This window comes from Pseudomonas sp. NFACC05-1, assembly GCF_900100135.1.
In the GTDB taxonomy this organism is placed as follows: Bacteria; Pseudomonadota; Gammaproteobacteria; order Pseudomonadales; family Pseudomonadaceae; genus Aquipseudomonas; species Aquipseudomonas fluorescens_Q.
In genome coordinates this window covers 152,427-178,343 of sequence record NZ_FMTR01000009.1, presented here as the reverse complement: position 1 = coordinate 178,343, position 25,917 = coordinate 152,427, and the positions used below count along the sequence as shown (strand labels likewise).

At 60.7% G+C, this 25,917-nt stretch carries 25 protein-coding genes; 9 read left to right on the top strand and 16 right to left on the bottom strand.

Translation table 11 applies throughout. The features are described from left to right. The first annotated feature begins 141 nt into the window (after nt 1-141). From BLO97_RS16250 to BLO97_RS16240, 3 genes are all read left to right on the top strand, one after another. Complete coding sequence (locus BLO97_RS16250; protein ID WP_063322620.1) at nt 142-1,173, top strand: HTH-type transcriptional regulator GntR; 1,032 nt, start codon at nt 142-144, stop codon at nt 1,171-1,173. Nucleotides 1,174-1,332: 159 nt separating this feature from the next. Continuing rightward, nucleotides 1,333-1,887, top strand: coding sequence for a hypothetical protein (locus BLO97_RS16245; RefSeq protein WP_092346781.1), 555 nt, complete (start codon nt 1,333-1,335; stop codon nt 1,885-1,887). Nucleotides 1,888-2,178: 291 nt separating this feature from the next. Further along, nucleotides 2,179-2,601 carry a GNAT family N-acetyltransferase gene (locus tag BLO97_RS16240; protein ID WP_092144262.1) on the top strand — a complete coding sequence of 141 codons (423 nt, stop codon included), beginning with the start codon at nt 2,179-2,181 and terminating at the stop codon, nt 2,599-2,601. 111 nt (nt 2,602-2,712) lie between these two features. Here the strand turns inward: BLO97_RS16240 and def are convergent, their stop codons facing one another. Then, nucleotides 2,713-3,252 carry a peptide deformylase gene (def, locus tag BLO97_RS16235; protein ID WP_092223135.1) on the bottom strand — a complete coding sequence of 180 codons (540 nt, stop codon included), beginning with the start codon at nt 3,250-3,252 and terminating at the stop codon, nt 2,713-2,715. Further along, nucleotides 3,249-4,199: a YihY/virulence factor BrkB family protein gene (locus BLO97_RS16230; protein ID WP_057448927.1), complete on the bottom strand. Its 951-nt coding sequence runs from the start codon at nt 4,197-4,199 to the stop codon at nt 3,249-3,251. Before BLO97_RS16230 ends, def begins: the two co-directional genes overlap by 4 nt. A 247-nt stretch (nt 4,200-4,446) precedes the next feature. On the opposite strand from BLO97_RS16230, the gene BLO97_RS16225 reads away from it, so the two are divergent. Then, nucleotides 4,447-4,824, top strand: coding sequence for a hypothetical protein (locus BLO97_RS16225; protein WP_030139341.1), 378 nt, complete (start codon nt 4,447-4,449; stop codon nt 4,822-4,824). Nucleotides 4,825-5,030: 206 nt separating this feature from the next. On the opposite strand, the gene fadD1 is transcribed toward BLO97_RS16225, so the two are convergent. Together fadD1 and fadD2 are read right to left on the bottom strand one after the other, a co-directional pair. Then, the gene (fadD1, locus tag BLO97_RS16220; RefSeq protein ID WP_092346778.1) at nt 5,031-6,722 is read right to left on the bottom strand and encodes a long-chain-fatty-acid--CoA ligase FadD1; all 1,692 of its coding nucleotides are present in this window, start codon (nt 6,720-6,722) and stop codon (nt 5,031-5,033) included. 309 nt (nt 6,723-7,031) lie between these two features. Beyond that, nucleotides 7,032-8,720, bottom strand: coding sequence for a long-chain-fatty-acid--CoA ligase FadD2 (gene fadD2 / locus BLO97_RS16215; protein WP_063322625.1), 1,689 nt, complete (start codon nt 8,718-8,720; stop codon nt 7,032-7,034). A gap of 224 nt (nt 8,721-8,944) precedes the next feature. Between fadD2 and BLO97_RS16210 the strand changes: the two genes are divergently transcribed. Continuing rightward, entirely contained in the window at nt 8,945-9,889 is a 945-nt protein-coding gene (locus tag BLO97_RS16210) for an alpha/beta hydrolase (protein WP_092144256.1), read from the top strand. A gap of 44 nt (nt 9,890-9,933) precedes the next feature. Next, nucleotides 9,934-10,404, top strand: a complete 471-nt coding sequence (locus BLO97_RS16205) for a MaoC family dehydratase (protein WP_014336929.1) — start codon at nt 9,934-9,936, stop codon at nt 10,402-10,404. Between the two features lie 160 nt (nt 10,405-10,564). On the opposite strand, the gene BLO97_RS16200 is transcribed toward BLO97_RS16205, so the two are convergent. From BLO97_RS16200 to BLO97_RS16185, 4 genes are all read right to left on the bottom strand, one after another. Then, on the bottom strand, nt 10,565-11,428 hold the full coding sequence (locus tag BLO97_RS16200) for an efflux RND transporter periplasmic adaptor subunit (RefSeq protein WP_092144254.1): 864 nt from the start codon (nt 11,426-11,428) through the stop codon (nt 10,565-10,567). Nucleotides 11,429-11,437: 9 nt separating this feature from the next. Beyond that, entirely contained in the window at nt 11,438-11,644 is a 207-nt protein-coding gene (locus tag BLO97_RS16195; protein WP_003198565.1) for a DUF1656 domain-containing protein, read from the bottom strand. After that, nucleotides 11,631-13,631 (bottom strand): FUSC family protein, encoded by a 2,001-nt coding sequence (locus tag BLO97_RS16190; protein WP_092144252.1) that lies wholly within the window; start codon nt 13,629-13,631, stop codon nt 11,631-11,633. Before BLO97_RS16190 ends, BLO97_RS16195 begins: the two co-directional genes overlap by 14 nt. Nucleotides 13,632-14,037: 406 nt before the next feature. After that, nucleotides 14,038-14,502, bottom strand: coding sequence for a PA2169 family four-helix-bundle protein (locus tag BLO97_RS16185; protein ID WP_063322630.1), 465 nt, complete (start codon nt 14,500-14,502; stop codon nt 14,038-14,040). Nucleotides 14,503-14,708: 206 nt separating this feature from the next. Here BLO97_RS16185 and BLO97_RS16180 point away from each other — a divergent pair, with 206 nt between their 5' ends. Together BLO97_RS16180 and BLO97_RS16175 are read left to right on the top strand one after the other, a co-directional pair. Then, entirely contained in the window at nt 14,709-14,945 is a 237-nt protein-coding gene (locus BLO97_RS16180; RefSeq protein ID WP_014336924.1) for a DUF3820 family protein, read from the top strand. 17 nt (nt 14,946-14,962) lie between these two features. Next, a complete protein-coding gene (locus tag BLO97_RS16175; RefSeq protein ID WP_092144250.1) occupies nt 14,963-16,150 on the top strand; it encodes an aminotransferase class V-fold PLP-dependent enzyme in 1,188 nt (395 codons plus the stop codon). 250 nt (nt 16,151-16,400) lie between these two features. On the opposite strand, the gene BLO97_RS16170 is transcribed toward BLO97_RS16175, so the two are convergent. Genes BLO97_RS16170 through zwf form a run of 3 tightly spaced genes read right to left on the bottom strand, consistent with a single transcriptional unit; the run spans nt 16,401 to nt 19,253 of the window. Further along, nucleotides 16,401-17,066 carry a bifunctional 4-hydroxy-2-oxoglutarate aldolase/2-dehydro-3-deoxy-phosphogluconate aldolase gene (locus BLO97_RS16170; RefSeq protein ID WP_013692437.1) on the bottom strand — a complete coding sequence of 222 codons (666 nt, stop codon included), beginning with the start codon at nt 17,064-17,066 and terminating at the stop codon, nt 16,401-16,403. 17 nt (nt 17,067-17,083) lie between these two features. Continuing rightward, a complete protein-coding gene (gene pgl, locus BLO97_RS16165) occupies nt 17,084-17,797 on the bottom strand; it encodes a 6-phosphogluconolactonase (protein WP_092346775.1) in 714 nt (237 codons plus the stop codon). Beyond that, on the bottom strand, nt 17,784-19,253 hold the full coding sequence (gene zwf / locus BLO97_RS16160; protein WP_092346772.1) for a glucose-6-phosphate dehydrogenase: 1,470 nt from the start codon (nt 19,251-19,253) through the stop codon (nt 17,784-17,786). The genes pgl and zwf overlap by 14 nt, the downstream gene beginning before the upstream one ends. A gap of 196 nt (nt 19,254-19,449) precedes the next feature. Here zwf and BLO97_RS16155 point away from each other — a divergent pair, with 196 nt between their 5' ends. Further along, on the top strand, nt 19,450-20,310 hold the full coding sequence (locus BLO97_RS16155; RefSeq protein ID WP_170842276.1) for a MurR/RpiR family transcriptional regulator: 861 nt from the start codon (nt 19,450-19,452) through the stop codon (nt 20,308-20,310). Between the two features lie 58 nt (nt 20,311-20,368). Here the strand turns inward: BLO97_RS16155 and BLO97_RS16150 are convergent, their stop codons facing one another. From BLO97_RS16150 to BLO97_RS16130, 5 genes are all read right to left on the bottom strand, one after another. Then, nucleotides 20,369-21,223, bottom strand: a complete 855-nt coding sequence (locus tag BLO97_RS16150) for a D-hexose-6-phosphate mutarotase (protein ID WP_092223144.1) — start codon at nt 21,221-21,223, stop codon at nt 20,369-20,371. 278 nt (nt 21,224-21,501) lie between these two features. Continuing rightward, nucleotides 21,502-22,848, bottom strand: a complete 1,347-nt coding sequence (locus BLO97_RS16145) for a carbohydrate porin (protein ID WP_092144244.1) — start codon at nt 22,846-22,848, stop codon at nt 21,502-21,504. Between the two features lie 130 nt (nt 22,849-22,978). Then, entirely contained in the window at nt 22,979-24,139 is a 1,161-nt protein-coding gene (locus tag BLO97_RS16140; RefSeq protein ID WP_072348860.1) for an ABC transporter ATP-binding protein, read from the bottom strand. Between the two features lie 2 nt (nt 24,140-24,141). Continuing rightward, complete coding sequence (locus BLO97_RS16135) at nt 24,142-24,987, bottom strand: carbohydrate ABC transporter permease (RefSeq protein WP_003198539.1); 846 nt, start codon at nt 24,985-24,987, stop codon at nt 24,142-24,144. Continuing rightward, nucleotides 24,980-25,888 (bottom strand): carbohydrate ABC transporter permease, encoded by a 909-nt coding sequence (locus BLO97_RS16130; RefSeq protein ID WP_003198535.1) that lies wholly within the window; start codon nt 25,886-25,888, stop codon nt 24,980-24,982. The genes BLO97_RS16135 and BLO97_RS16130 overlap by 8 nt, the downstream gene beginning before the upstream one ends. Between the last annotated feature and the right edge of the window lie 29 nt (nt 25,889-25,917).

The window sequence follows — 25,917 nt, the reverse complement described above, 5'->3', positions numbered from 1 at the left end:
TTCTTGTCATTTTTGTGGTTGCAGCATGTTCGTTCACGACACCGGCACACGGGGGATCAGGCAAACCCCACTTACGCAATTGCAGCCGCGTCGAGACAGCGCTACCTTAGTGCCTTGATTTTTGTTTGGCAAGCCGCCCTGATGACCGCCCCTAAAAACGATAAGAATACTCGCACCACCGGTCGCCCTACGCTCAACGAAGTCGCACGCCTGGCCGGTGTCAGCCCCATCACCGCCTCCCGTGCCCTTCGCGGCGTCAGCACCGTAGCCGTCGATCTGGTGGAAAAAGTCCGCCAGGCCGCCTCGGAGCTCAACTACGTCGTCAACCCCGCCGCCCGCGCCCTGGCTTCGGCCCAGAGCCATTCGGTGGTGGTGCTGGTGCCGTCGTTGTCCAACCTGTTGTTCATCGACACCCTGGAAGCCATTCATCGGGTGCTGCGCCCCAAGGGTTTCGAAGTGGTGATCGGCAACTATCACTACTCCCGGGACGAAGAAGAAGACCTGCTGCGCAACTACATGGCCTATCAGCCGCGTGGTTTGCTGCTGACCGGTTTCGACCGCACCGAAAGTGCCCGACGCATGATCGAGGCCAGCAACATTCCCTGCGTGTACATGATGGAACTGGACCCCGGCGCGGGGCTCAACTGCGTCGGTTTTTCCCAGCTCAAGGCCGGCGAAACAGCGGCTGAGCACCTGATTTCCAAAGGCCGCAAGCGCCTGGCCTACATCGGCGCGCAACTGGATCAACGCACCCTGCTGCGTGGCGAAGGTTTTCGCCGCGCCCTGCAGAAAGCCGGCCGCTATGACCCGGACCTGGAACTGCTGACCCCGCGTCCGTCATCGGTAGGCCTGGGCGGCGAGCTGTTCCTGCAATTGCTGGCCAGTCATCCGGACGTTGACGCAATCTTCTTCGGCAACGACGACCTGGCCCACGGCGCCCTGCTCGAAGCATTGCGCTGCGGCATCAAGATTCCCGAGCAGGTGTCGATCCTCGGTTTCAACGACCTGCCTGCCTCGGCCCACATGGTGCCGCGCCTGAGCAGCATCAGCACCCCACGGGAAGCCATCGGCCGCCGCGCTGCCGAGCAAATGCTGACGCTGATGGCCGGCAACCGCATCGCGCAGCCGGTGGTGGACCTGGGTTTCGAACTCAAGGTTCGCGAAAGCACCTGAGGCGCCACGTTCAAGCGGTCGATCCATGCCGTCCGACGGCAAGGGTTGGCCGCCCCGCTCGTCGCGCGCTCGTCCACACCCCTTGGAATACGGACCTTGCGAGGGCGGCATGGGAATTGCTCCTGCCCATCGCTCAGCCATTACCCACAGGTGTTCATCATGTTGGTCAGTGCAAAACAGCAAGCGATGGTCTTGCCGCTCAAACGCCCGGGCGAAGATCCCACCGCCGAAGCCGCCAGCGGCCTGCAAAGTGCCGCGTTGCAGGCCTTGCGCGATAACGTCCAGGTCCAGGCCAGCCAGGGCGCTGCCCAAGTCCAGGACTCCTTCACCAAACGAGCCACGCAACAGGTCAATGCGAGCACCGCCATCAGCGACAACGTCGACGAGGCATTCGCCAAGACCCGCGTGCAATTGCAGACCGCCGTTTCACCCGCGTCCGAAGAAACCACGACGCTTGGAGGTTCTGCGACGGCAGAATTCAAGGACTACATGAGCAAGACGCCCGAAGAGCGCTTGCGCGACAGCATTCTCGAAGAGATGGGCATTACTGAGGAAGAGTTCGAGGCGATGCCGCCCGAGAAGCAGATGGCGGTCAGCCAGGAGATTGCCCAGCGCATGCAGGACAAGTCGGCGATGGCACAAGTGGAAAAGGCCCAGCAGCGCCGCACCGACGACAAAGCCTCGGCCACTGACATGTTTCTCGCCTCGCTTTGAGCCTCGGCACATGGCGGAGCGTTTGAGCTGGGGTTAGCACCCCAGCTCAAACCTGAGGCCAACCGAGGCAGTGTCGGCTCAATGACCGAACAGGTTCACCTTCTTGGTTTTTTTGTCGGCGCGCTTTTCATCGGCAGTCTTCGCCGGTTTTTTCTTTGCCGCTTTTTTTGAATCCATGCCTTTGGCCATGATACGTACTCCACTCATACGGGATGTGAAGTCAGGTATACACCTATCGCCGCCCCTGCGTTCTTTTATAATCGCCCTCCCCTTACCGCCCACGACCCTGTCATGTCCGAAATCCATTACGCAGCGCTCGAAGAATCGCTTTGGCCGCTGATGAACAAGTTTTATCGCGCCCACCAATCCTCGATGAAAGCGGTGCGTGACGCGCAGCTTTGGGTGGCGCGGCGGGATGAGATCGTCGCCGCCCTGTGCCTGCGACCGGTGTCGGGCGGGCATTGGTTGACGGGGTTGTTCGTCGACCCGGCGTACCGTGTACAAGGGATCGCGGCACGGTTGATCGCTGAAGCGGTGAAAGACGTTGAAGGGCCGGTGTGGCTGTTCTGCCACCCGGATTTGCGCGGCTTTTATGAGCGGCGCGGGTTCAGCTTCGACCCTGAACTGCCCTATGCGATGGCTGAGCGCCTGAGCCGATATGCGCGTAGCAAGCCGATGATTGCGATGGGGTGGGAGCCTTCGCGCCCTTCCTGACATAGATCCAATGTGGGAGCGAGCTTGCTCGCGATAGCGTCAGGTCTGTTGCATCAATGCCCACTGACACACTGCAATCGCGAGCAAGCTCCCACAGGGTTCGGTGGGGTATCAATCGTCGGCCGCGGGGTCCAGGTCCGGGAACATCACCTCGGTAAACCCGAACTTGCTGAAATCACTGATACGCGAGGGGTACAAGCGCCCGATCAGGTGATCGCATTCATGCTGCACCACCCGCGCATGAAAGCCCGACGCGTAACGCACGATCGGCTCGCCCTTGGGATCGAAGCCTTCGTAGCGGATGTCCCGGTAGCGCTCGACCGCCCCGCGCAGGCCCGGCACTGACAGGCAACCTTCGAACCCCTCTTCCATCTGCGGGCCCAGTGGGGTGATCAGCGGGTTGATCAGGATGGTCTGGGGCACCGCCTCGGCGTCGGGGTAACGCTCGCTGTGCTCGAAGCCGAAGATCACCAGTTGCAAGTCCACGCCGATCTGTGGCGCCGCCAGGCCGACGCCGCCGACGCTTTCCATGGTCTGGAACATGTCGTCGATCAGTTGCCACAATTCTGGGCTGTCGAACATTTCGGTGGGCACCGGCGGGGCGATGCGCAGCAGGCGTTCGTCGCCCATTTTCAGGATGTCACGGATCATGGTCGGGCTTCGTCAGGGTGGGGATGAGGGATGGAATGGTCGCGGCCCAGGCCCGACACATGCTGTTTTTCGTGCTCGCCGGCGCTCTTTTCCCCCGGGTTCTTGCCCTCGGTGGACATGTGCTCGATCACCGCATTCATCTCCGCACCGAGCAGCAGCACTGCCGAAGAAATATAGAAATACAGCAACAACACGATGATCGCACCGATGCTGCCATACATGGCGTTGTAGTTGGCAAAGGTCTTGACGTAAAACGCAAAGCCCAGGGAGGCAATGATCCATACCACCACTGCCAGCACCGACCCCGGCGTGATGAAGCGAAACTCCTGCTTGACGTCGGGCATCACGTAATAGATCAGCGCCACGGCCACCATCAGCAAGATCACGATCACCGGCCAGCGCACGATCGTCCAGAGCGTGACGATGAACTCCTCCAAGCCGACCTGGGCCGCAATCCAGCCCATTACCTGTGGCCCGAGCACCATCAACGCCGCAGCGGCCAGCAGCATGCCGGCGATACCGACGGTGTAGAAGATCGACAGCGGAAAACGCTTCCAGGCCGGGCGGCCCTCCACCACATCGTAGGCGGCGTTCATCGCGCTCATCATCAGTCGCACGCCTGCCGAGGCGGTCCACAACGCAATGACGATACCCACCGACAACAATCCACCCTTGGATTGCTGGAGCTGGTCGATCACCGGGTTGACCTGCTCCAGGGCCTGGGGTGGCAGCACCAGTTCCGATTGCAGGCGCAGCCAGGAGAAGAAGTCCGGCAGGTGCAGGAAGCCGATCAACGCGATTAAAAAGAGAATGAAAGGAAACAGCGAAAACAGCATCTGGTAGGCCAATGCCGAGGCGTAGGTCGACATCTCGTCGTCGAGAAACTCGGTCACGGTGCGCATCATCACACGATGCAAGGGTAAGCCTTTCAAGGCCGGGAACATCATGTGCGTCTCCTTTCGCCGCAAAAAAAGGGGGTCGCTTGGCGACTCAGGGGGCCGTTATCACAACAAAGTAGCCTGTTTGGCGACGTTGGATCAATTTCGTCTTTCATGCCCGACGCTGAATTGACCGGCGATTGCCAAGCCAAGTTTCATTGTTCCTACAGGCGGGGCTTTATGTTTGCCCGGCAACCACCGAGAATGCCCCACGTATTCAGGCTGCGGCCTGAAGCTCCAACCCCGTAGGAACGTTATGAAACTCGATAAAAAGCAGGCCATCGCCCGCAGAAACCAGGAACTGGGCGGCGCCGTACTGGGCGTCAACAACTGCCACTTCAGCGAATTGAACCGCAACCGCAACATCTTCTGGTTCGATATCCCGGTGGCGCGCCTGGCCATCGGTCAATACGAATGGATTCACCTGCTGCTGCACACGCCGGCCACCGATGAGCTGCTGCACCTGAAGGTGCCGACCGTGTTCCTGCGCGAGAAAATGGAAGGCTTGGAAGTGCGCAACCAGGGCAAGCGCAAGGCGGCCCTGAGCCTGGAGCTGAGCGCCGACAAGGATTCCTACCTGCAGGACATGCGACCAGGTGGTACTAACCTGGATTTTGCGCAGTTCCGGTTGTAACCGGACCCGAGAAGCACCCGCTCACCTGTGGCGAGGGAGCTTGCTCCCGCTGGGCTGCGCAGCGGCCCCCTTCGATCCAACTGACACTCCACAAGGGGCCGCTGCGCGTCCAGCGGGAGCAAGCTCCCTCGCCACAAAGGCGGTCTCGCTTCAGGTCATCGCCCAACAAAAAGCCCCGCTTCTGCGGGGCTTTCGTCTAGAAGCTTTTACTTTTTCAGCCCCAGCTTCCTGAGCTCTTCATCCCGCAACTCGCGCCGCAGGATCTTGCCCACGTTGGTGGTCGGCAAGGCATCACGGAACTCCACGGCCTTGGGCACCTTGTAGCCGGTGACGTTGGCACGCATGTGTTCCATCACCTGCTCCTTGGTCAACGTGACACCCGGTCGTGCGACGATGAAGATCTTGATCGCCTCGCCGGACTTCTCGTCCGGTATGCCGATGGCCGCGCACTGCAGCACGCCCGGCAGGGTTGCCAGCACGTCTTCCAGTTCGTTGGGGTACACGTTGAAACCGGAGATCAGGATCATGTCTTTCTTGCGATCGACGATACGCATGTAGCCGTCCGGCTGGATCACCGCGATGTCGCCGGTCTTGAGCCAGCCTTCGCTGTCGAGGATCTCGTCGGTGGCGTCCTGGCGCTGCCAGTAGCCCTTCATGACCTGCGGCCCTTTCACACACAGTTCACCGATTTCGCCCAACGGCTGTTCGACGCCCGCGTCATTGATCACCTTGCACAGCGTCGACGGCACCGGGATGCCGATGGTACCGATCTGGATGTTCTGGATCGGGTTGACGGTGGCCACCGGGCTGGTTTCGGTCATGCCATAACCTTCGCAGATCGGGCAGCCGGTCACCGCTTTCCAGCGCTCGGCAGCTGCCAGTTGCAGGGCCATGCCGCCAGACAGGGTGACTTTCAGGGCCGAGAAATCCAGCTTGCGGAAGGCTTCGTTGTTGCACAGGGCCACGAACAGCGTATTGAGCCCGACGAAACCGCTGAACTTCCACTTCGACAGCTCCTTGACCATCGCCGGCAGGTCACGCGGGTTGCTGATCAGGATGTTGTGGTTGCCGATCAGCATCATTGCCATGCAATGAAAGGTGAAAGCATAGATGTGGTACAGCGGCAGCGGCGTGATCAGGATCTCGCAACCTTCATTGAGGTTGGAGCCCATCAGCGCCTTGCACTGCAACATGTTCGCCACCAGGTTGCGGTGGGTGAGCATCGCGCCCTTGGCCACGCCAGTGGTGCCGCCGGTGTATTGCAGCACTGCTACATCGTCGCTGGTGGGGTTGGCTTCGTTCACCGGCTGGCCGTGGCCTTTGCTCAGCACGTCGTTGAACTTGACGGCCTTGGGCAAGTGATAGGCCGGGACCATCTTCTTGACGTACTTGATCACGCTGTTGATCAACAGGCGCTTGAGCGGCGGCAGCAGGTCGGCGACTTCGGTGACGATGACGTGCTTGACGCTCGTCTTGGGCACCACGGCCTCGGCCAGGTGCGCCATGTTCGCCAAACACACCAGCGCCTTGGCCCCGGAGTCATTGAACTGGTGTTCCATTTCCCGCGCGGTGTACAGCGGGTTGGTGTTGACCACGATCAGCCCGGCGCGGATCGCACCAAACACGGCCACCGGGTACTGGAGAACGTTGGGCAACTGCACGGCGATTCGATCGCCGGGCTGTAAATCGGTATGCTGTTGCAGGTACGCGGCAAAGGCACCGGACAACTCGTAGAGTTCACCGTAGGTGATTGTCTTGCCGAGGTTGCTGAATGCCGGCTTGTTGGCAAAGCGTTGGCAGGACTGCTTCAACACCGCCTGAATATTCGGATACTCGTCTGGATTGATGTCGGCAGCAATCCCAGCTGGGTACTTATCCTTCCAAAAGTCTTCAATCATGGAAGCCCACTCCTCAGCAACGCGAATTCTCACCGCATTTGATGCGATTATTATTGGTGTGTGTTTATTGGTGAATCTGGCTTGAATCAAGGCCGAGAAGTCACAAAAGCGCGCCGAGAGTAGCAGCTTTGCCGGGGGCCGACTAGAGCCAAAAGCAGCCCCCACAGTCACAAACATGACTCATGAATACCTCATAGTCATTTTTAGAGTAAAAATACCAAACCTCATCTTAATCGCCCTGGATACCCAAAAAACTGTGGGAGCGAGCAAGCTCGCTCCCACAGGGGGTTCTACTGGACCTCTCTGGCCTCAGGCGATATCCCGCAGCTCCCGCCGCAGGATCTTGCCCACCGGGGTCATCGGCAATGAGTCCCGCAACACGATGTGCTTGGGTATCTTGTAGCCGGTGAAGTTCTCCTTGCAGTAGGCCTTGAGTTCTTCAAGGCTGACGCCGGTTTCGCGCGCCACCACGAACAGCTTCACCGCCTCCCCCGAGCGTTCGTCCGGCACGCCGATCACCGCACAGTTGGCCACCTTGGGATGGGCCATCACCACGTCTTCGATCTCGTTGGGGTACACATTGAAGCCCGAGACAATGATCATGTCCTTCTTGCGGTCGACGATGCGCACGAAACCGTCCGGGTCGATCACCGCAATATCGCCGGACCTGAACCAGCCCTCGTGGTCCAGCACTTCGGCCGTGGCCTCAGGCTTGTTCCAGTAGCCTTTCATGATCTGCGGGCCCTTGATGCACAGCTCGCCGCGCTCGCCCAGGGGCTGCTCGACGCCATCGTCGTTGATCACTTTCATCAGCGTGCCCGGCACCGGCATCCCCACCGTGCCCAGCCGGGACTTGCCGCCGTAAGGATTGGCACTGGCCACCGGTGAGGTTTCGGTCAGGCCATAACCTTCGGTGATACCGCACCCGGTGATCTGCTCCCAACGCTCGGCGGTGGCCTTGATCAGCGCCGTGCCACCTGAGTTGGTGACCTTGAGGTTGGAAAAATCCAGGGTCTTGAAATCCGGATGGTCCATCAAGGCCACGAACAACGTGTTGAGCCCCAGCAGCAGCGAGAAACGCCAGTTCTTCAGTTCCTTGATGAAACCACCGATGTCCCGCGGATTGGTGATCAGCACGTTGTGGTTGCCGGTCACCATCATGCACATGCAGTTCGCCGTGAACGCATAGATATGGTAAAGCGGCAGCGGTGCGATCATGACCTCCTGGCCCTCGCGCAACAGCGGATGGCCGTCATCGCCGAGCTGCCCCAGGCAGGCCCGGGCCTGTTGCATGTTGGCCACCAGGTTGCCGTGGGTCAGCATCGCGCCCTTCGCCAACCCGGTGGTGCCGCCGGTGTATTGCAACACCGCAATATCGTCGAGGCTGACTTTCAGCGGCTTGATGCCCTGGCCGCGTCCCAGGCGCAAGGCGCTCTTGAAGGAAATGGCCTGGGGCAGCGAATAGGCCGGGACCATTTTCTTGACCTTGCTCACCATCGTGTTGACCAGCCAGCCCTTGGCGGTGGGCATCAGGTCGCCCATCTTCGCTTCGATCAGGTACTGCAGGTCCGTATCGGGCAACACCTCCTGGACTTTCTGCCCGAACATGTTCAGGTACACCAGCGCCCGGGCACCGGAGTCCTTGAACTGATGACGCATTTCCCGCGCGGTGTACAAAGGGTTGGTGTTGACCACGATCAGCCCGGCGCGCAAGGCACCGAACACGGCGATCGGGTATTGCAGGATGTTGGGCATCTGCACCGCGATTCGATCACCTGGCGCCAGGTCGGTATGGGCTTGCAGGTAGCCGGCGAAAGCCGCGCTGTAGCGCTCCAGCTCGGCATAGGTGAGGGTCACCCCCATGTTGCTGAACGCCGGACGGTCGGCAAATTTCTTGCAGGAACGTTCGAACACCTCGATCACCGACTTGTAGGCCCCAAGGTCAACATCCAGGGGCACCCCGGCCGGGCGTTTGTCATTCCAGAAATCAGGCTGCATTGTTTTTGTCCTCTTTACCTGAGCATGTCCGGGCCGCCTCTGTATCGCTTGCAGAGGCGGAGCTCCTGGGACACTAGCAGCTATGGCCAATCAGGCAAATATGGCAACCTGCGTCATAGATTGTGTGAATCTTCTTGCCATGGCATAGCCTGATCAGGCGAGACGCAGCGGATGCGCTATACAATGCAGCGACGCTGCGTCTGACTTTGTGCAAAGGAATCGCCATGATCCACCAAACGTTCTGGCTGACCGCGACCGACCACAGCCGCCTGTTCGTCAACCAGTGGCTGCCCGAAACCGCCCCTTTGGCGGTGATCATGCTGGCTCACGGCATGGCCGAACACAGCGGCCGCTACGCCCGCCTGGCCCAGGCACTGTGCGACGAAGGCTATGGTGTCTGCGCTGTGGACCTGCGCGGCCATGGCAAGAGCGGCGAGGAAGCGATTCTCGGCCATTTTGCCGACGAGGACGGCTGGACCAAGGTCGTGGGCGACCTGGCCAGCCTCAACCACCATATCGTCCAGCAATATCCCGATACCCCCATCCTGCTGCTGGGTCACAGCATGGGCAGCTACATCGCCCAGGGTTACCTATTGCATCACAGCGCCAGCCTGCACGGGGCGATTCTCAGCGGCTCGAACTTTCAGCCGGTGACGCTCTACCGCAGCGCTCGCCTGATCGCCCGCTTCGAACGCTGGCGCCAGGGTGCCACGGGGCGCAGCGCGTTGATCGAGTGGCTGTCGTTCGGCAGCTTCAACAAGAAATTCAAACCCACGCGCACCCCCTTCGACTGGCTCAGCCGCGACCCGGTCGAAGTCGACAAGTACGTCCACGACCCGCTGTGTGGCTTTCGCTGCACCAATCAACTGTGGGTCGACCTGCTCGGCGGGTTGCAGCAAATCAGCAAAGCGTCCAATCTCGCCCAGATCGATCCGGGCCTGCCCCTGCTGGTGATCGGTGGCGAATGTGATCCGGTGAGCGAAGGCAAGCGTCTGAAGGATCTGGCCGACGCCTTGCGTGACGCCGGCATCCGGCACCTGCAATTGACGATTTATCCGCAGGCCCGACACGAACTGTTCAATGAAACCAACCGCGATGAAGTGACCGCCGACGTGCTGGCCTGGATTGCCCAGGCCCTGAGCCACAAGCGGCCGCCACGCAGCGAGTAGGCTTGCAGCATTTATCCTTTACTCCTTCACAGGATTTGAAACAAATGACCCAGGTTACCAACACCCCTTACGAAGCCCTCGAAATCGGCCAGACCGCCAGCTACAGCAAGACTGTCGAAGAGCGTGACATCCAGCTGTTCGCCGCGATGTCGGGCGATCACAACCCGGTGCACCTGGACGCCGAGTTCGCCGCCGCGAGCATGTTCAAGGAGCGCATCGCCCATGGCATGTTCAGCGGTGCGCTGATCAGCGCGGCGGTAGCCTGCGAGTTGCCTGGGCCGGGCACGATCTATATCGGCCAGCAGATGAGCTTCCAGAAACCGGTGAAAATCGGCGACACCCTGACCGTGCGCCTGGAGATCCTGGAAAAACTGCCGAAATTCCGTGTGCGCATCGCCACACGTGTGTTCAACCAGCGCGACGAGCTGGTGGTGGACGGCGAGGCCGAAATCCTCGCACCGCGCAAGCAGCAGACCGTGACCTTGCCGACGTTGCCGGCGATCACCGTCGGTTGATTCAAACTCACTTGTGGCGAGGGAGCTTGCTCCCGCTCGGCGGCGAAGCCGTCGTAAAAAAAGCGACCGCGTTTGAGCAGTTCAAATGCGGTGGCTTTTTTGGGGGGCTTCGCCCCCAGCGGGAGCAAGCTCCCTCGCCACAGGGAACGCGGCGCGGCAATTACTGATGGTCTTCACGCACCTGCACGCTCGCCGTCATCCCGGCGCTCAGGTTCACACCCTCCGGCACCTTGTCCAACTTGATCCGCACCGGTATCCGCTGGGCCAGGCGCACCCAGTTGAAGGTCGGCTCAACCTCCGCCAGCAACTGCGCATCGGGATTGGTGTTGCGGTCGGTAATGCCACGGCTGATGCTTTCGACATGGCCCTCCAGCGCATGGCCGGCGCTCATCAGCCAGATCTTGACCGGATCGCCTACGCGGATCCTCGGCAGCTTGGTTTCTTCGAAATAGGCCTGCACATAGAACGTCGAGTCGTCGATCAGCGCCATCACCGGCTGCCCGGCATTCACGTAGTTGCCTTCGGCCAGGCGCAGGTTGGTGATGTGGCCGTTGCGTGGGGCCAGGACCTGGCTGCGCGCCAGGTTCAGTTCGGCGACCTTGGCCTCGGCCTGGGCTTCGCGCAGTTCGCCTCGGGCGATGCCGGCGTTGATCTGGGCGTTTTCCCGCAGCTCGGCGCTGATGGCCTGAGGCCCAAGGGCGGCGCGGCGGCTGGCTTCGTGCTCGCGCAAGCTCAGTTGCTGCTGACGCGTCTGCACCACCGCCCGAGCCTTCTCCAGGGCCGCCTCGAAACGCTCACGGTCGATATTCAGCAACACATCGCCGGCCTTGACCTGCTGGTTATCCACCGCCTTGAGCTCGCGCACCCAACCCGACACGTCGGGTGCAATCACCACTACGTCGGCGCGGATCCGCGCATCGCGGGTCCAGGGTGTGAGCATGTAGTACTGCCACAAGTGAAACCCGGCGAAGATCGCCACGGCCACCATGCACAGCGTGACGGCGACACGTACGGATGTACGCATGTTCAACTCCTATAGCGGCCCGAGGACCACGGTAATAACGGTCAGGACACAGACATACAGGGCGCAGTCGAACAAGGCTTCATGCCAGATCCAGCGCCCGGCCGGCACCAGGCTGAGCAACAGGCGCAACGCACCGGTCACCAGCAACGCCAGCACCACATAAATCAGGAACGGGCTAAGCAACACCCCGCCAATCGACCACTCACGCAAGCCCATGGCTGTGCTCCCGTCGTTCAGGTTCGTGCTGGTGGCACCAGGCGCGCCAGCTGTTTTGCAATTGCACCACCGCGCCCTGGGCCAGCTTCAATGCATCACCGGGCGGCTGGGTCGACAAGACTTTCAGGAACTCGGCGCTCGCTGGGGCCAGCGCATCGGCCTGGTCACCGGTCGGGCCGTGTTCGAGCACCTGTTCCAGCGCTTCGAAATAACGACGCTGAGCCCGGGTATCAGGCACTTGGGCGACGGCCAGGCTCAGGCGCAAATGCAACAGTTCATCGCCAATGTCCAGGCCAAGCAAACCATCATCCCAGCGGCTGCGCGCCTGCACCGGCAATTCAGGGTAATGCCGCGCCAGTTGCAGCAGCCGGTCGGCCATGCGCCCGCCGAACCAGCTCTCGGCGCCACGCAGGCTGCGATGGGTCAGGCGCACCAGATCGTGGAGGGTCGCGGCCAGCAGGCGGCGGCTGTGCCAGGCCGGGTTGCGCAAAATCAGCAGATTGAAGGCCAGTACCGCAGCGCCCACGCCAATCATCATGGCCTGGGCGTTGTTGAAGAACGCCGCGACGTCGTACTTCATGGCATTGAGCGGTGAGATCAACACCACGAAATGCAGGCAGAACGACGTCGCCGTGGCGAATATCTGCGGCTTGGCCATACCCAGCGCGCCGAAAAACAACGGCACGCCCATGGCCATGCAGAGCATCGCGAAACTGCTCCATTGCGGGAGCAGGAGCTCACCGATCACGAACGCCGTCGGCACGGCCAACAGAATGCCCCGTAGAAAACTCATGCCGATCTGCGCGCCGTTTTCGCGACTGGCAAACAGGCTGCACACCACGCACGTCAGCACCAACGCGCCCGAAGCGGCGGGCCAGGCTGTCGCCAGCCAGAAACAGGCCACCGCCAGGAACGCCAGCGCGCTGCGAGCACCAAAGACCATGGCCAGGGACAGATCACGATGAGGCGCCAGGGTTCGCGGTGGATCCGCCGCCTCCCGGCCCTCCTGCACCGCCGTCAGGGCTGCGCAGGCGGCCAGGGCGGTATCGAGCAACAAGGCGAACCGCGCCAGGCAGTAGCTTTGCGCCGAGCTGATCTGCGAATCGTGAGACGCATTCCATACCCGGGGGCGCAAGGCTTGCAGGGTCGCACTGTCGGCGTCGAGGGCCTGCTGTACCTCGTTCATCCATGGCTGGAGAGCCTCGGCCTCCTCGGGATCGAGCTGTTTCCACTGCCGCCGCACCGAGCGCGAAAGGCGCAGCAGCATCAGCAATTTCTGGCTCAAGCCGCTGATGGCCCGGGCTCGCTGTCGGCCACGGCTGCCTTCGAACCAGGCATGTTCGCGCTGGGCATCCACCGCGACGATCCTGCCCAGAATTTCCAGCAACCCTTTTCGCGCCTGGACATCACCAGCCAGGGTCGCACGGGCGGCCTGCATGCCGCTCTGCCAGGCAGCAAGGGCCTGACCGGCCAGTTGCCGCTCGACCCGCAACGGCCAGAGCAAGGCACTGGCCGCCGTGGCGCAGACAATGCCCAGGCTGATCTCGGTGCAACGCGCCACCGCCTGGTCGAACACACCCAGCGGATGGGAAATGGCCGGCAAGGCAATGATCGCCACCGTGTAACCGGCCAGCACGAACGAATACGACCAGGCGCTGCGCAGCAACGTCGAACAGGCTGTGCACAACCCCAGCCAGAGCGCCAAGGCCAGCAGGAACAACCAGGGCGCCTGGGCAAACAGGCCCATGAACACCACCGACATGACGGTGCCTACCAGCGTGCCGACCAATCGTGCCAACCCCTTCTGCACCACCATCCCGGACAGTGGCTGGGCGACGATGATCGCGGTCATCAGCGCCCATGACGGCTGCTCCAGCCCCCAGCGCAGCGCCAGCCACAACGCCAGCCCAGCGCCAAGCACCGTCTTGATGGCGAACTGCAAAGCGAGACGGTCGGGGGCAAACAAGGCCTGGAAGGTAATGGGCACGTAAGAGGCTCTTCTGGGGGACGCAATAACGATAGATGCAATATGGGGTGGTTGGCAGGCGCCAATTATTAGCTAGCTAACTATGCGAGTCCAGAGGTGATTTCTGGCGAATTCAACAACACACTCTTTCAGGCCAGATACTCAGTTGAAGGGAATCATTGCAGCATCGACAGGGCTGAAGAGAACGCTTTTGTGGCGAGGGGATTTATCCCCGCTGGGCTGCGCAGCAGCCCCTAAAACCGACACCTCGGTATATCAGGTGTATTGAGTGGGGCTGGTTTGGGGCTGCTTCGCAGCCCCAACGGGGATAAATCCCCTCGCCACAACGGTGTTCACTTTCGATCTGAATAGCCTCCCATGAAAAAACGCCAGGCAAGCTGGCGTTTTTTCAGGTCAGGGCCCGTGTTTAGCTGGCGCGCGCCTGGTTACGCAGGGCCTTGACCTGGTCATGGTTGCGTTGAACGCCATGGTACTGACGCTCGACCAGGTCACGAATACCGACCAGGTTGTGCTTGGTGATTTTTTCCAGCGCCTCCTTGTAAGCCTTGAGCGCATGGTCTTCACCACGCTCGGCTTCGTTGAGCACGGCTTCTTCATCCTTGCCGGTGAACATGGATTTCACGTCGACCCAGCGACGGTGCAGGTCACCGGCAACGCTGGTGGAGGTTTCCGGATCGCCGCCCAAGGAACGTACGGCCGCTTGCAGCTCGGCTGCCGCAGTCGCGCAATCGGCGGCACGCTTGACGAACAGATCCTTGAGTTCTGGATGCTTGATGTCTTCAGCGCAGGTCTTGAAGCCTTCCTGGCCATCTTTGCTGGTCTCGATCAGGTCGTTCAAGACGGAGATGGATTCTTTGTTGATGTCAGTCATTTTTCAGTTCCTTTGCTTGGTGAATAAAAAACCTGCAAGGGATGTTGCATCGGCCATGCCAGTCAAAGAATCTCGTTAATTTCCTTTAAAATCAGTCAGTTGACAAAAAACAAGAAAACTGTATCCGCGTTATTTGCATGATCTGTCATTTGGCCTGCATGCAGAATGCCTGTATTTTCGAGGCAGATTTGAATCAGACGATTGCCATGAACCCGGAAAAGCTCGAATTGCTCATCACGCGTCAAATGCCGTTCGGCAAATACAAGGGTCGAATCCTGGCTGACCTGCCCGGTCAATACCTGAACTGGTTCGCCCGCGAGGGTTTTCCTCACGGTGAACTGGGGGGGTTGCTGGCACTGATGCAGGAAATCGATCACAACGGGCTGTCGGACCTGCTCGATCCCTTGCGTGCCAAACACGGCAAACCCAAGCCTCGCCCCTGACCAGTTGAGCCCCTGTCATGCCCGAAAACACGCTACGCGCCCATGATGAAGCCTTTTGGCAGACGTTTGTCGGCCGCTACGACATCGATCCCGCCGGGCCGCTCAACCTGGAAAACGGTTACTTCGGGCGTATGTCCCGCACCGTGGTGGAGGAGTACCAGCGCAACATCGAGTTCATCAACCGGGGCAACTCGGTGTACGTGCGCCAGCATTTCGACCGTGAACACGGCGAAGCCATTCGTCGACAGGTGGCCCGGCTGATCCACGCATCCCCCCAGAGCGTGGCATTGGCCGGTAGCGCGGTGGATGCCTTGCAGACGCTGATTCGCAACTACAACGGCCTCAAGCCAGGCGATCAAGTGCTGATCTGTGACCTGGAATATGCCTCGGTCAAGAGCGCAGTGCGCTGGCTGGCCCGCCAGCGTGGTGTGGAGGTAATCGAGATCGTCCACCAGCACCCTGCCAGTTTCGAAAGCCTGGTGGGCACTTATCGCGAAGCGTTCATTCGCTACCCTCGCATCAAGTTGATGGCGCTGACTTACGTCAACCACCTCACCGGACTGGTGATGCCGGTCCAGGCCATTGCCGAGAGTGCCCGCGAGTTCGCCGTCGATATCATCCTCGACGGTGCCCATGCCCTGGGCCAGATCGATTTCGACCTGAAGAAGCTCGGGATCGAATTCGCCGGTTTCAACCTGCAGAAGTGGATCGGCGGGCCCCTCTCCCAGGGGTTTCTGTACATCGCCCCGCAGCGCTTGGCCGACATCGACCCGGACATGGACGAAGACAGCTACCCCGCCACCGACGTCCGCTCGCGCACGCCCCACAGCACACCCAACATCCCTGCCTTGCTCACCCTGCCGCTGGTCTTCGAAGAACACCAGGCCCTGGGTGGCGCTTCGGCCAAAGGCGCGCGCCTCTGTTATCTGCGTGACCTGTGGGTGAGCGCCGTGCGCGATGTGCCGGGCATCGAAGTCATGACTCCGGATGACCGGCGTCTCTATTGCGGGATCACCGCGATGCGCTTCACCGCCCAGGCCGATCAACGGGCGATGGCCGATCGATTGCTCAACGACCATGGGATCTTCACCGTGGTACGCAATACCAGCGTCGGACCGTGCATCCGCATTACCCCAGGATTGATGACCTTGGCGAGTGATATCGAGCGGTTGACCCAGGCACTGATCCATCTGAGCCGAACATAGTTGAGCTTTTGAGCTTTTGTGGCGAGGGAGCTTGCTCCCGCTGGGCTGCGCAGCAGCCCCCTCTCAAGCTCACTCAATCAACCTGATCCACCGCGTCGCCGGACTCCAGGGCTGCTGCGCACCCCAGCGGGAGCAAGCTCCCTCGCCACCGGAATTTTGTGCTGCCATAAAAAACCGGGCAAAAAAAAACGGCGCGCCGACCAAGCGCACCGTAAAACCGTAGAACACCCAACGAGGTTCGGTAAAACAATCAGTCCAGCAGTGCCAAGGCCTCGGCAGTGCATTCCTGAATGCGGGCCCAGTCGCCGTTCTTGATCCATTCAGGATCAAGCATCCAGCTTCCGCCCACGCACATCACGTTTTTCAACGCCATGTAGCTCTTGATGTTGGCCGGGCTCACGCCGCCGGTCGGGCAGAATTTCACTTCGCCAAACGGGCCACCCAAGGCCTTGATGGCCGCGACGCCGCCGCTGACTTCGGCCGGGAACAGTTTGAAGCGACGATAGCCCAGGCTGTAGCCTTCCATGATGCCCGAGGCGTTGCTGATGCCGGGCAGCAGCGGGATAGGGCTGTAGACGCTGGCCTCGAGCAGATCACGGGTGATGCCCGGAGTGACGATGAACTGCGAACCGGCGGCCTCGGCGGCGTCCAGCATGTGACGGTCAAGCACCGTGCCGGCACCGGTCACCAGTTCCGGACGCTGCTCACGCAGCACCTGGATGGCCTTGAGGCCGTATTGGGAACGCAGTGTCACTTCCAGCGCCGTCAGGCCACCGGCAGCCAGGGCATCGGCCAGTGGCAGGATGTCCTGTTCACGGGCGATGGTGATCACCGGCAGGATCCGCGCCTTGGCGCAGAGGCTGTCGATCAGGGCAACTTTGTCCGCCATGGAAACGGTCGGGGATGGGTTTGTCATAGCGGCTGATCCTTGGTTCATGGGCACCAGTAAATCTCTAACGTAGGTTGCAAGAACGCGCGGATCGGCATTTTGGCGACATCGTCACCTGCCACCGCAGCGTTCAAGGTGGTCAATTTCGACTGACCGGAAATCGACAACACTTTGTGTTGCGCCGAAGCCAGCAAGGCGCGGCTCATGGTCAAGCGCTGGTGCGGCACGGTCGGCGCCAGCATCGGCCAGCAGCGACGTGTGCCATTGGCATCCAGTGCCTGGGCCAGGTTCGGGCTGCCAGGGAACAGCGAGGCGGTGTGTCCGTCATCGCCCATGCCCAAGACCAGCACGTCGATGGGCGGCAGCTCGGCCAGCAAGCGATCCGCCTGTTCGGCAGCCGCTTCCAGGTTGCTGCTGGCGCTGTAGAGGCTCAGGAACTGGGCCTTGGCCGCCGCGCCTTGCAGCAGGTAACGCTTGAGCAGGCCGGCGTTGCTGTCGGCGTGTTCAACCGGAACCCAGCGCTCATCGGCCAGGCTGACCACCACTTTGGACCAGTCCAGCGCCTGCTTGGCCAGGTGCTGGAAAAACGCCACCGGGCTGCGGCCACCGGAGACCACCAGGGTCGCCGCACCGCGTGCGTCGATTGCATTGCGCAATTGCTCGGCCACGTTCAGCGCCAGCCCTTCGGCCAGCACCACCGGGTTCTTGAACTCATGGGCGCTAACGCCCTGCGGCAGTTTCACTTCAGATATCGCCATACCATGACCTCCCATCCCGCGTGATCAGTGCAATGGAGCTCATCGGCCCCCAGGACCCAGCCGCATACGGCTTGGGCGCATCGCCGGATTTCTTCCATCCGGCGATCAACTGGTCACACCACGTCCACGCGGCTTCAATTTCATCTTTACGGACAAACAGGTTCTGATTGCCGTTCATGACTTCCAGCAACAACCGCTCGTAGGCATCGGGTATCCGCGCGCTGCGATAGGTATCGGAGAAGTTGAGTTGCAGCGGACCGCTGCGCAATTGCATGCCCTTGTCCAGGCCTTGCTCCTTGGTCATCACGCGCAAGGAAATCCCTTCGTCCGGTTGCAGGCGGATGATCAGCTTGTTGCTGATCTGCAAGCGCTGCTCGGGCGCGAAGATGTAGTGGGACGGTTCCTTGAAGTGAATGACGATCTGCGACAGCTTTTGCGGCATGCGCTTGCCGGTACGCAGGTAAAATGGCACCCCGGCCCAGCGCCAGTTGCGGATGTCGGCGCGCAGGGCGACGAACGTCTCGGTGTCGCTCTGGGTGTTGGAGTTGGGTTCTTCGAGGTAGCCAGGCACCGACTTGCCCTCGCTGTGGCCGGCGATGTACTGGCCGCGCACCACCTGGGTGGTCAGGCCTTCCGGGCTGATGGGCGCCAGTGCCTTGAGCACCTTGACCTTCTCGTCACGGATGCTGTCGGCAGACAAGTCGGCCGGTGGGTCCATGGCGATCAGGCACAGCAACTGCAACAGGTGGTTCTGGATCATGTCCCGCAGTTGGCCAGCCTTGTCGAAATAGCCCCAGCGGCCTTCGATACCGACCTTCTCGGCCACGGTGATTTCCACGTGGGAAATGTAATTCTGGTTCCACTGGGTTTCGAACAGGCTGTTGGCAAACCGCAGCGCGATCAGGTTCTGGACCGTCTCTTTGCCCAGGTAATGGTCGATGCGATAGGTACGGTTTTCCGGGAAGAACTGCGCCACGGCGTCGTTGACCTTGCGCGAAGACTCCAGGTCCGAGCCGATGGGCTTCTCCAGCACGACACGGGTGTTTTCGCTCAAGCCAACCTTCGCCAGGTTCTCGCAGATCGCCCCATACACCGCCGCTGGGGTGGCGAAATAGGCAATGACCTGTTGGGTCGAACCGGCTGCTTCGGCCAAGGCGACGTAATCGTCGGCCTTGAGGAAATCCACGTGCAGGTAGGTCAATCGTGCCAGGAAGCGCTCGAGTACGGCTTCGTCCAGGTCTTTTTCACCGACGTAGCGACGCAGTTCGGCGGCGATGAACGCCAGGTGCTGCTGCTCGCCGCCGGGTTCACGGGCCAGCGCCATGATTCGCGTGTCCTCGTGCAACAATTGGGCGCCATCGAGCTGATACAGGGCAGGAAAGAGCTTGCGCAAGGCCAGATCGCCCAACGCGCCGAACAAGGCAAAGGTGCACGGTTCAACCGTAATCGAAGGCATGATGTTTGTTCTTTTATCAAGTTAAACTACAAATACCTTTTTTCAAGGTATCACTCAAGGAAAAATGTAGTAATAACCACAACATTTTTCGAAAACACCGATTCCGAGTGGTGGTCCGTCGGAGCCATCAGTAGGATAGGCCACCGCAAAGGGTCGTATCAAAGACCCGTCTTCCTAGGAATCTTGTATGGACCGCGTGCGAAATTTACTGGAACAGATCCAGAGTCGCCTTGAAGACCTGAACAAGGCCGAACGCAAGGTGGCCGAGATCATCCTGCTCAACCCGCAGCAGGCGACCCGCTTCAGCATCGCCGCCCTCGCCCAGGCGGCCTCGGTCAGTGAACCGACCGTCAACCGTTTCTGCCGCTCGTTCGGCGTCAGCGGTTACCCGGAACTCAAGCTGCAACTGGCCCAAAGCCTGGCCAGTGGCGCTGCTTATGTGAGCCGTGCGGTGGAAGCCGACGACAACCCGGAAGCCTATACCCGGAAAATCTTTGGCAGTGCCATTGCCTCATTGGACAGCGCCTGCCAGGCCCTTGATCCCAATTTGATCAGTCGCGCCGTGGACCTGCTGATCCAGGCCCGGCAGATCCACTTCTTCGGTCTCGGCGCCTCCGCCCCGGTAGCGTTGGATGCCCAGCACAAGTTTTTCCGCTTCAACCTGGCAGTGACCGCGCACGCCGACGTACTGATGCAGCGCATGATCGCGTCCGTGGCCCATACAGGTGAACTGTTCGTGATCATTTCCTACACCGGTCGTACCCGTGAGCTGGTGGAAGTGGCGCGCATCGCCCGGGAAAACGGCGCGTCGGTGCTGGGCCTGACCGCCGAAGGCTCGCCACTGGCCAAGGCCAGCACCTTGAGCCTGAACATCCCCCTGCCCGAAGACACTGATATCTATATGCCGATGACCTCACGGATCATCCAGCTCACCGTACTGGACGTGCTCGCCACCGGCATGACCCTGCGTCGGGGCGTGGACTTCCAGCCGCATCTGCGCAAGATCAAGGAAAGTCTGAATGCCAGCCGGTATCCGGTGGGGGATGAGTTCAACTGAACCGATCCAGAAGCCTCGCTGCCTGATCGTTCCCACTCCGCGTGGGAACGATCCAGAGTTAAGCCCCCATCCGTGCCTGCAAACTCAGGTGCGCCCGCTCCCCCGGCGCCAGGCACAGGCTGTCGGTGCCGCCACTGGCCGCTTCGACGCAGACGAATTCACTGACCTCATCCCAACTCACCCCCAGCAACGGTCGCGCGCCGGGATGCCAGACCACGGTGTCGGCGCTGTCGCCGGTGTCGATGCGCAGTTCGCGCTGCCAGGCGTGGTCCTTGAGCTGCAATTCCCCCTCATGCTGGAACACCCGCTGGCAACCGCCCTCGACCCGCAACTCGCCTTCCTGCTGGCAAACCGCACGGTTCAACTGGTCGTAGCCCTGTGCGCCCTCCAGGCCAGACAGCGCTACCTCACCGACATCACCAATACGCCAATAGGCGTGCAAGGCCTGGCTCAACTGGCATGGCAGGCTGTCCTGGTGCTCGGTGCTCAAGCGCAGTTCCATCCTTTCACCCAGATCGGCATGCAGGTCCACCTGCCAGTCGCACAGTTGCAACTGCCAATGCAGGTGTACGCCCTCGTCATCACTGCGGCTGTCGAGCAGTTTCCAATCGATCAGCCGCGCCCAACCATGGGACGGCCAGGCATTTTCGCTGGGATGCCGACCATACCAAGGCCAGCACACCGGTACCCCGCCGCGTATCGCACCGACTTGCGGCCACTTGGCCGCGCACCACAACCAGGGCTTCTGGCCTTTGGGCTGAAAATGCAGCAACTGTGCGCCCTGGCGACTGAACACCGCCTGGCACAACGGGTGATCGATCACCAACACATCGCGCTGCCGATAGCGCTCCCACGCGAACACCGGGCGTTCGCGCAAGGATCTGAAAAAGCGTTGTAGCGGATGCTCATGCATGGGCCGCGGTCCTGGAGATCATTGAATACTCAACTATGTACGACACTATTTTGTGGCGAGGGAGCTTGCTCCCGCTCGACTGCGAAGCAGTCGTAAACGAGGCAAATGCGGTCTGGCTGACGCACCGCAGTGAATGGTTTTGGGGTCGCTTCGCAACCCAGCGGGAGCAAGCTCCCTCGCCACAGGCTTCGCACTGACCCTATGCTCCCCAAAAAAAAGCGGACAGCCATGGCCGTCCGCAAATATGCGCACATAGAGAGGAGCTTATCGCAACAGCGTTAGAACACCGACTGAATTTTCAGGCCGGCCACCAGCGCGTTGTCGACTTCATCCACACCGCCCGGGTGAGTGATGTATTGCAGGTTAGGACGCACAGTCAGCCAGTTGGTAACGTGGACACCGTAGTTGAGTTCGTAGTTGTACTCAGTGCTACGCAACGGTGCGAACAGCGGATCGTTGTAATCGGTGACACCATTGGCCGCGTTGGTCAGCTCGGCGTTTTTCTTCACGTCTTCGTTGACATGGATGCGGGAAAAACCGATGCCGATGTCATCTTTTGGACGCGCATCGAAGGGCCCCTTGTACACGAACATCAGCGACTGGTAGTTGTCGACGATGTTGGTGTCCTTATCGTGGAAGGTCGCGTTGGCGGCGATGTTCAGGCCGCGGGACGCGTCACCGTTGTGCGTGGTCAGTTGTTGCTGTGCCACGAACCAGTAGCCGTGCTTGCTATCGTGGCTGCGATAGGCGTTAAGGGTGGTCGCGGCATCGTCACCGTTGTCGTCTTCACGGACGTCATTGGCATCGGCCGTGCTCTTGTAGTAACCCACACGGTACTCACCCGGCAGGTTGTTGACCTTCGGCGACCAGACCAATTCGACCGGAATCACGGTGCCCTTGGTACCACTGCCGCTGAGTTTGAAGCCGTTGCCGTGTTCCAGTTGCGAGGGGTTCTGGTTGTATGCGCCGATCTGCGCATAGAACTCAGGCGTGAGGTTGTACTTCACGCGGATCGCGGCCTGGCTGACGGGCCAGTTGTACCAGATGCCGGTCGCCCAGTTACCCACTTGGGAACCGCAGAAGGCCAGGTTCTGGAATTCACAAGGGAAGGTGTTGAAGTCTTCGCCTTCGCCGAAGTAACCGGCCTTGACGTCCAGCTTGCCGTCGAGGAACTGGTGCTTGATCCACAACTGGGTCAGACGGACCATGTGGCCACGGCCGTAGACTTCCTGGGAAGAACTCAAGGTGCCGGCACGCGGGTCGCCGACACGGTCGTTGGAAATGTTTTCACCGTTACGGTTGGTGAGCTGGATCTTGGCCTGGGTGTTATCCCAACCCCACAGCTTTTCCAGGTCCAGCGCCACGCCCAGGCCAAACTGGTCGGAATAACGCGCGGTCTTGTCGTTGTTGTAGCCGCCATGCAGGTTGCCACCGACTTCACCGACGTAGTCGGCCTTGATGTCGATACCCTGCTCGATCAGCTCGGTACGCTTACCACCCCAGTCACCCGTCATCCACGGCGAATCGGCGCTGAAGGCGTCGGCAGCCTGTGCGCTACCGGCCAGCATCATCGCCGCAACGGCTGACAACTGGCAGATAAGCTGGGCGTTATTTTTCTTCTTCATCCCTACATCCTCGTCTTTATTGTTATTAACTGTTTTTATCTAACGCGGTTTACAACGATTGCGGCGGGTGGTCCCCCACTCACCGCATACTCCTTCTTTGTGGGAGCACGTTGACTCCCTCATTTGTTCTTCATCGGCCTTTGAACTGCGCCACGTTCGCCGACCGAGCATCGGCTTGCGGCTGGCCAGCCACGCCCAGGCGTTCACCGGACTGCGCGTCGAACAGCAGCACCTTCGACGGATCGAATTGCAGCGTCAGGGTTTCCCCCGGCTGCGGTGCCACGTCCGGCGCCAGGCGGCAGCAGACCTTGGTGTCGTTGAGATTGACGAACACCAGGGTGTCCGGCCCGGTGGGCTCGGTGACCTGGACTTCGGCGCGAATGGTCGGCAAACCGTTGGGCTCGCTGCCTGCCAGCATGATCTGCTCCGGACGCATGCCCAGGATCACTTCGCGGTCTTCCAGGCCGGCGTCCTGCATACCCATTGGCAACTCGCAACGGGCCTGGCCGCTGTCGAGCAGCGCCAGCAGGCGACCGTCCTTGCGTTGCAGGCGCAGCGGGATGAAGTTCATCGGTGGCGAACCGATGAAGCTCGCCACGAACAGGTTGGCCGGGTTGGTGTAGATGTCTTTCGGCGTACCGAACTGCTGGATGATCCCGTCCTTCATCACCGCCACTTTGTCGCCCAGGGTCATGGCTTCGATCTGGTCGTGGGTCACGTAGACCGTGGTGGTCTTCAGGCGCTGGTGCATCAGTTTCATTTCGGTGCGCATCTCGACCCGCAGCTTGGCGTCGAGGTTGGACAGTGGTTCGTCGAACAGGTAGATCTTCGGCCGCCGCGCCAGCGCCCGGCCCATGGCCACGCGCTGTTGCTGGCCGCCGGAAAGCTGGCCGGGCTTGCGATTGAGCAGGTGTTCGATCTGCAGCAGCTTGGCCACGCGGGTGACTTCTTCGTCGATGGCGGCCTGGTTCATCTTGCGGATTTTCAGGCCGAACTCGATGTTCTCGCGCACGCTCATGGTCGGGTACAGCGCGTAGGACTGGAACACCATGGCGATGTCGCGATCTTTCGGGCTCATGCCGCTGACATCCTGGTCGCCGATCATGATCGCGCCGCCAGTGATGGTCTCGAGGCCGGCGATGCAGTTCATCAGCGTCGACTTGCCACAGCCCGAAGGTCCGACCAGGATCAGGAACTCACCGTCCTTGATCGACAACTCGATGTTCTTCAGGGTGTCCGGCAGGCCGGCGCCATAAGTCTTGTTTACGTTGCGAAGTTCAAGCGTTGCCATGATTACCCCTTGACTGCGCCGGCCGTCAGGCCGCGCACGAAATACTTGCCTGCGACCACATAGACCAGCAGGGTCGGCAGCCCGGCGATCATCGCCGCCGCCATGTCCACGTTGTATTCCTTGGCCCCGGTACTGGTGTTGACCAAGTTGTTCAGCGCTACCGTGATGGGTTGCGAATCACCGCTGGAGAACACCACGCCGAACAGGAAGTCGTTCCAGATCTGCGTGAACTGCCAGATCAGGCAGACCATGATGATCGGGGTGGACATTGGCAGGATGATCCGCCGGAAAATGGTGAAGAACCCCGCACCGTCCAACCGCGCAGCCTTGACCAGCGCGTCGGGAATGCTGACGTAGTAGTTGCGGAAGAACAGCGTGGTGAATGCCAGGCCGTAGACCACGTGCACGAACACCAGGCCCGTGGTGGTGCTGGCCAGGCCCATCTTGCCGAGGGTGAACGAGGCCGGCAGCAGGACGGTCTGGAACGGCAGGAAGCACCCGAACAGCAACAGACCGAAGAACAACTGCGAACCGCGAAAACGCCACATCGACAACACGTAGCCGTTCAAGGCACCGATGGCGGTGGAGATCAGCACCGCCGGGACGGTGATCTTGATCGAGTTCCAGAAGTAGCCGTCCACCGTGGCCCAGGCCTTGACCCAGCCGATGCCGCTGACCACGGTCGGCCAGCTCAGCAGGTTGCCGGTGCTGATGTCTTCCGGCGTCTTGAAGCTGGTCAACAGCATGACCACCAACGGCACCAGGTAAAGCAATACGGCGAGGATCAGCACCGCGTAGATGGCGATGCGACTCAGGCTGATGGAAGGTTTGGCAGCGAGACTAGTCATGACGCTTGGTCCTCAGCTCGGAGTACAGGTAAGGCACGATGATTGCGAGGATCGCACCAAGCATCAGGATTGCACTGGCCGAGCCCATGCCCATCTGGCCGCGACTGAAGGTGAAGGAGTACATGAACATCGCTGGCAGGTCGGAGGAATAACCCGGGCCACCGGCCGTCATCGCGGCCACCAGGTCGAAGCTCTTGATCGCGATATGCGCCAGGATCATCACGGCACTGAAGAACACCGGGCGCAGGCTCGGTAGCACCACTTTCCAGTAGATGCGCGGCATGCTCGCGCCATCGATCTGCGCGGCACGGATGATCGATTGATCGACACCCCGCAGGCCGGCCAGGAACATCGCCATGATGAAGCCCGAGGCCTGCCACACCGCAGCGATCACCAGGCAGTACACCACGCGATCCGGGTCGATCAGCCAATCCAGGCGGAAGCCTTCCCAACCCCAGTCACGCAACAATTTGTCCAGGCCCATGCCCGGGTTGAGCAGCCATTTCCAGGCTGTACCGGTGACGATCATCGAGAGCGCCATCGGGTAAAGGTAAATCGTGCGGATAAAACCTTCGCGGCGAATGCGCTGGTCAAGGAACACCGCCAGCAACACGCCGATCACCAGGGTGATACCGATGAACAGGCCGCCGAACAATGCCAGGTTCTTGCTCGCCACCCACCAGCGATCGTTGTCCATCAGCCGGGCATATTGCGCCAGGCCTGCCCACTTGTAGTTCGGCAGGAACGTCGAAGTGGTGAACGACAGGACGAACGTCCACAAGATATAGCCATAGAAGCCCACCAGGACGATGAACATACTCGGCGCCAGCACCAGTTTTGGTAGCCAGCGCTGCAATGCATCGAACGGCGAGGCCTTGCTGAACACAGCAACAGAACTCATGGGAAGATCCAAAACAAGGTTACAAGGGC

What these genes read in the sequence shown, in the direction of transcription:
- BLO97_RS16250 (WP_063322620.1), top strand. Translation starts at nt 142, where the DNA reads ATGACCGCCCCTAAAAACGATAAGAATACTCGCACCACCGGTCGCCCT.
- BLO97_RS16245 (WP_092346781.1), top strand. Translation starts at nt 1,333, where the DNA reads ATGTTGGTCAGTGCAAAACAGCAAGCGATGGTCTTGCCGCTCAAACGC.
- BLO97_RS16240 (WP_092144262.1), top strand. Translation starts at nt 2,179, where the DNA reads ATGTCCGAAATCCATTACGCAGCGCTCGAAGAATCGCTTTGGCCGCTG.
- def (WP_092223135.1), bottom strand. Translation starts at nt 3,252, where the DNA reads ATGATCCGTGACATCCTGAAAATGGGCGACGAACGCCTGCTGCGCATC.
- BLO97_RS16230 (WP_057448927.1), bottom strand. Translation starts at nt 4,199, where the DNA reads ATGATGTTCCCGGCCTTGAAAGGCTTACCCTTGCATCGTGTGATGATG.
- BLO97_RS16225 (WP_030139341.1), top strand. Translation starts at nt 4,447, where the DNA reads ATGAAACTCGATAAAAAGCAGGCCATCGCCCGCAGAAACCAGGAACTG.
- fadD1 (WP_092346778.1), bottom strand. Translation starts at nt 6,722, where the DNA reads ATGATTGAAGACTTTTGGAAGGATAAGTACCCAGCTGGGATTGCTGCC.
- fadD2 (WP_063322625.1), bottom strand. Translation starts at nt 8,720, where the DNA reads ATGCAGCCTGATTTCTGGAATGACAAACGCCCGGCCGGGGTGCCCCTG.
- BLO97_RS16210 (WP_092144256.1), top strand. Translation starts at nt 8,945, where the DNA reads ATGATCCACCAAACGTTCTGGCTGACCGCGACCGACCACAGCCGCCTG.
- BLO97_RS16205 (WP_014336929.1), top strand. Translation starts at nt 9,934, where the DNA reads ATGACCCAGGTTACCAACACCCCTTACGAAGCCCTCGAAATCGGCCAG.
- BLO97_RS16200 (WP_092144254.1), bottom strand. Translation starts at nt 11,428, where the DNA reads ATGCGTACATCCGTACGTGTCGCCGTCACGCTGTGCATGGTGGCCGTG.
- BLO97_RS16195 (WP_003198565.1), bottom strand. Translation starts at nt 11,644, where the DNA reads ATGGGCTTGCGTGAGTGGTCGATTGGCGGGGTGTTGCTTAGCCCGTTC.
- BLO97_RS16185 (WP_063322630.1), bottom strand. Translation starts at nt 14,502, where the DNA reads ATGACTGACATCAACAAAGAATCCATCTCCGTCTTGAACGACCTGATC.
- BLO97_RS16180 (WP_014336924.1), top strand. Translation starts at nt 14,709, where the DNA reads ATGAACCCGGAAAAGCTCGAATTGCTCATCACGCGTCAAATGCCGTTC.
- BLO97_RS16175 (WP_092144250.1), top strand. Translation starts at nt 14,963, where the DNA reads ATGCCCGAAAACACGCTACGCGCCCATGATGAAGCCTTTTGGCAGACG.
- BLO97_RS16170 (WP_013692437.1), bottom strand. Translation starts at nt 17,066, where the DNA reads ATGACAAACCCATCCCCGACCGTTTCCATGGCGGACAAAGTTGCCCTG.
- pgl (WP_092346775.1), bottom strand. Translation starts at nt 17,797, where the DNA reads ATGGCGATATCTGAAGTGAAACTGCCGCAGGGCGTTAGCGCCCATGAG.
- zwf (WP_092346772.1), bottom strand. Translation starts at nt 19,253, where the DNA reads ATGCCTTCGATTACGGTTGAACCGTGCACCTTTGCCTTGTTCGGCGCG.
- BLO97_RS16150 (WP_092223144.1), bottom strand. Translation starts at nt 21,223, where the DNA reads ATGCATGAGCATCCGCTACAACGCTTTTTCAGATCCTTGCGCGAACGC.
- BLO97_RS16145 (WP_092144244.1), bottom strand. Translation starts at nt 22,848, where the DNA reads ATGAAGAAGAAAAATAACGCCCAGCTTATCTGCCAGTTGTCAGCCGTT.
- BLO97_RS16140 (WP_072348860.1), bottom strand. Translation starts at nt 24,139, where the DNA reads ATGGCAACGCTTGAACTTCGCAACGTAAACAAGACTTATGGCGCCGGC.
- BLO97_RS16135 (WP_003198539.1), bottom strand. Translation starts at nt 24,987, where the DNA reads ATGACTAGTCTCGCTGCCAAACCTTCCATCAGCCTGAGTCGCATCGCC.
- BLO97_RS16130 (WP_003198535.1), bottom strand. Translation starts at nt 25,888, where the DNA reads ATGAGTTCTGTTGCTGTGTTCAGCAAGGCCTCGCCGTTCGATGCATTG.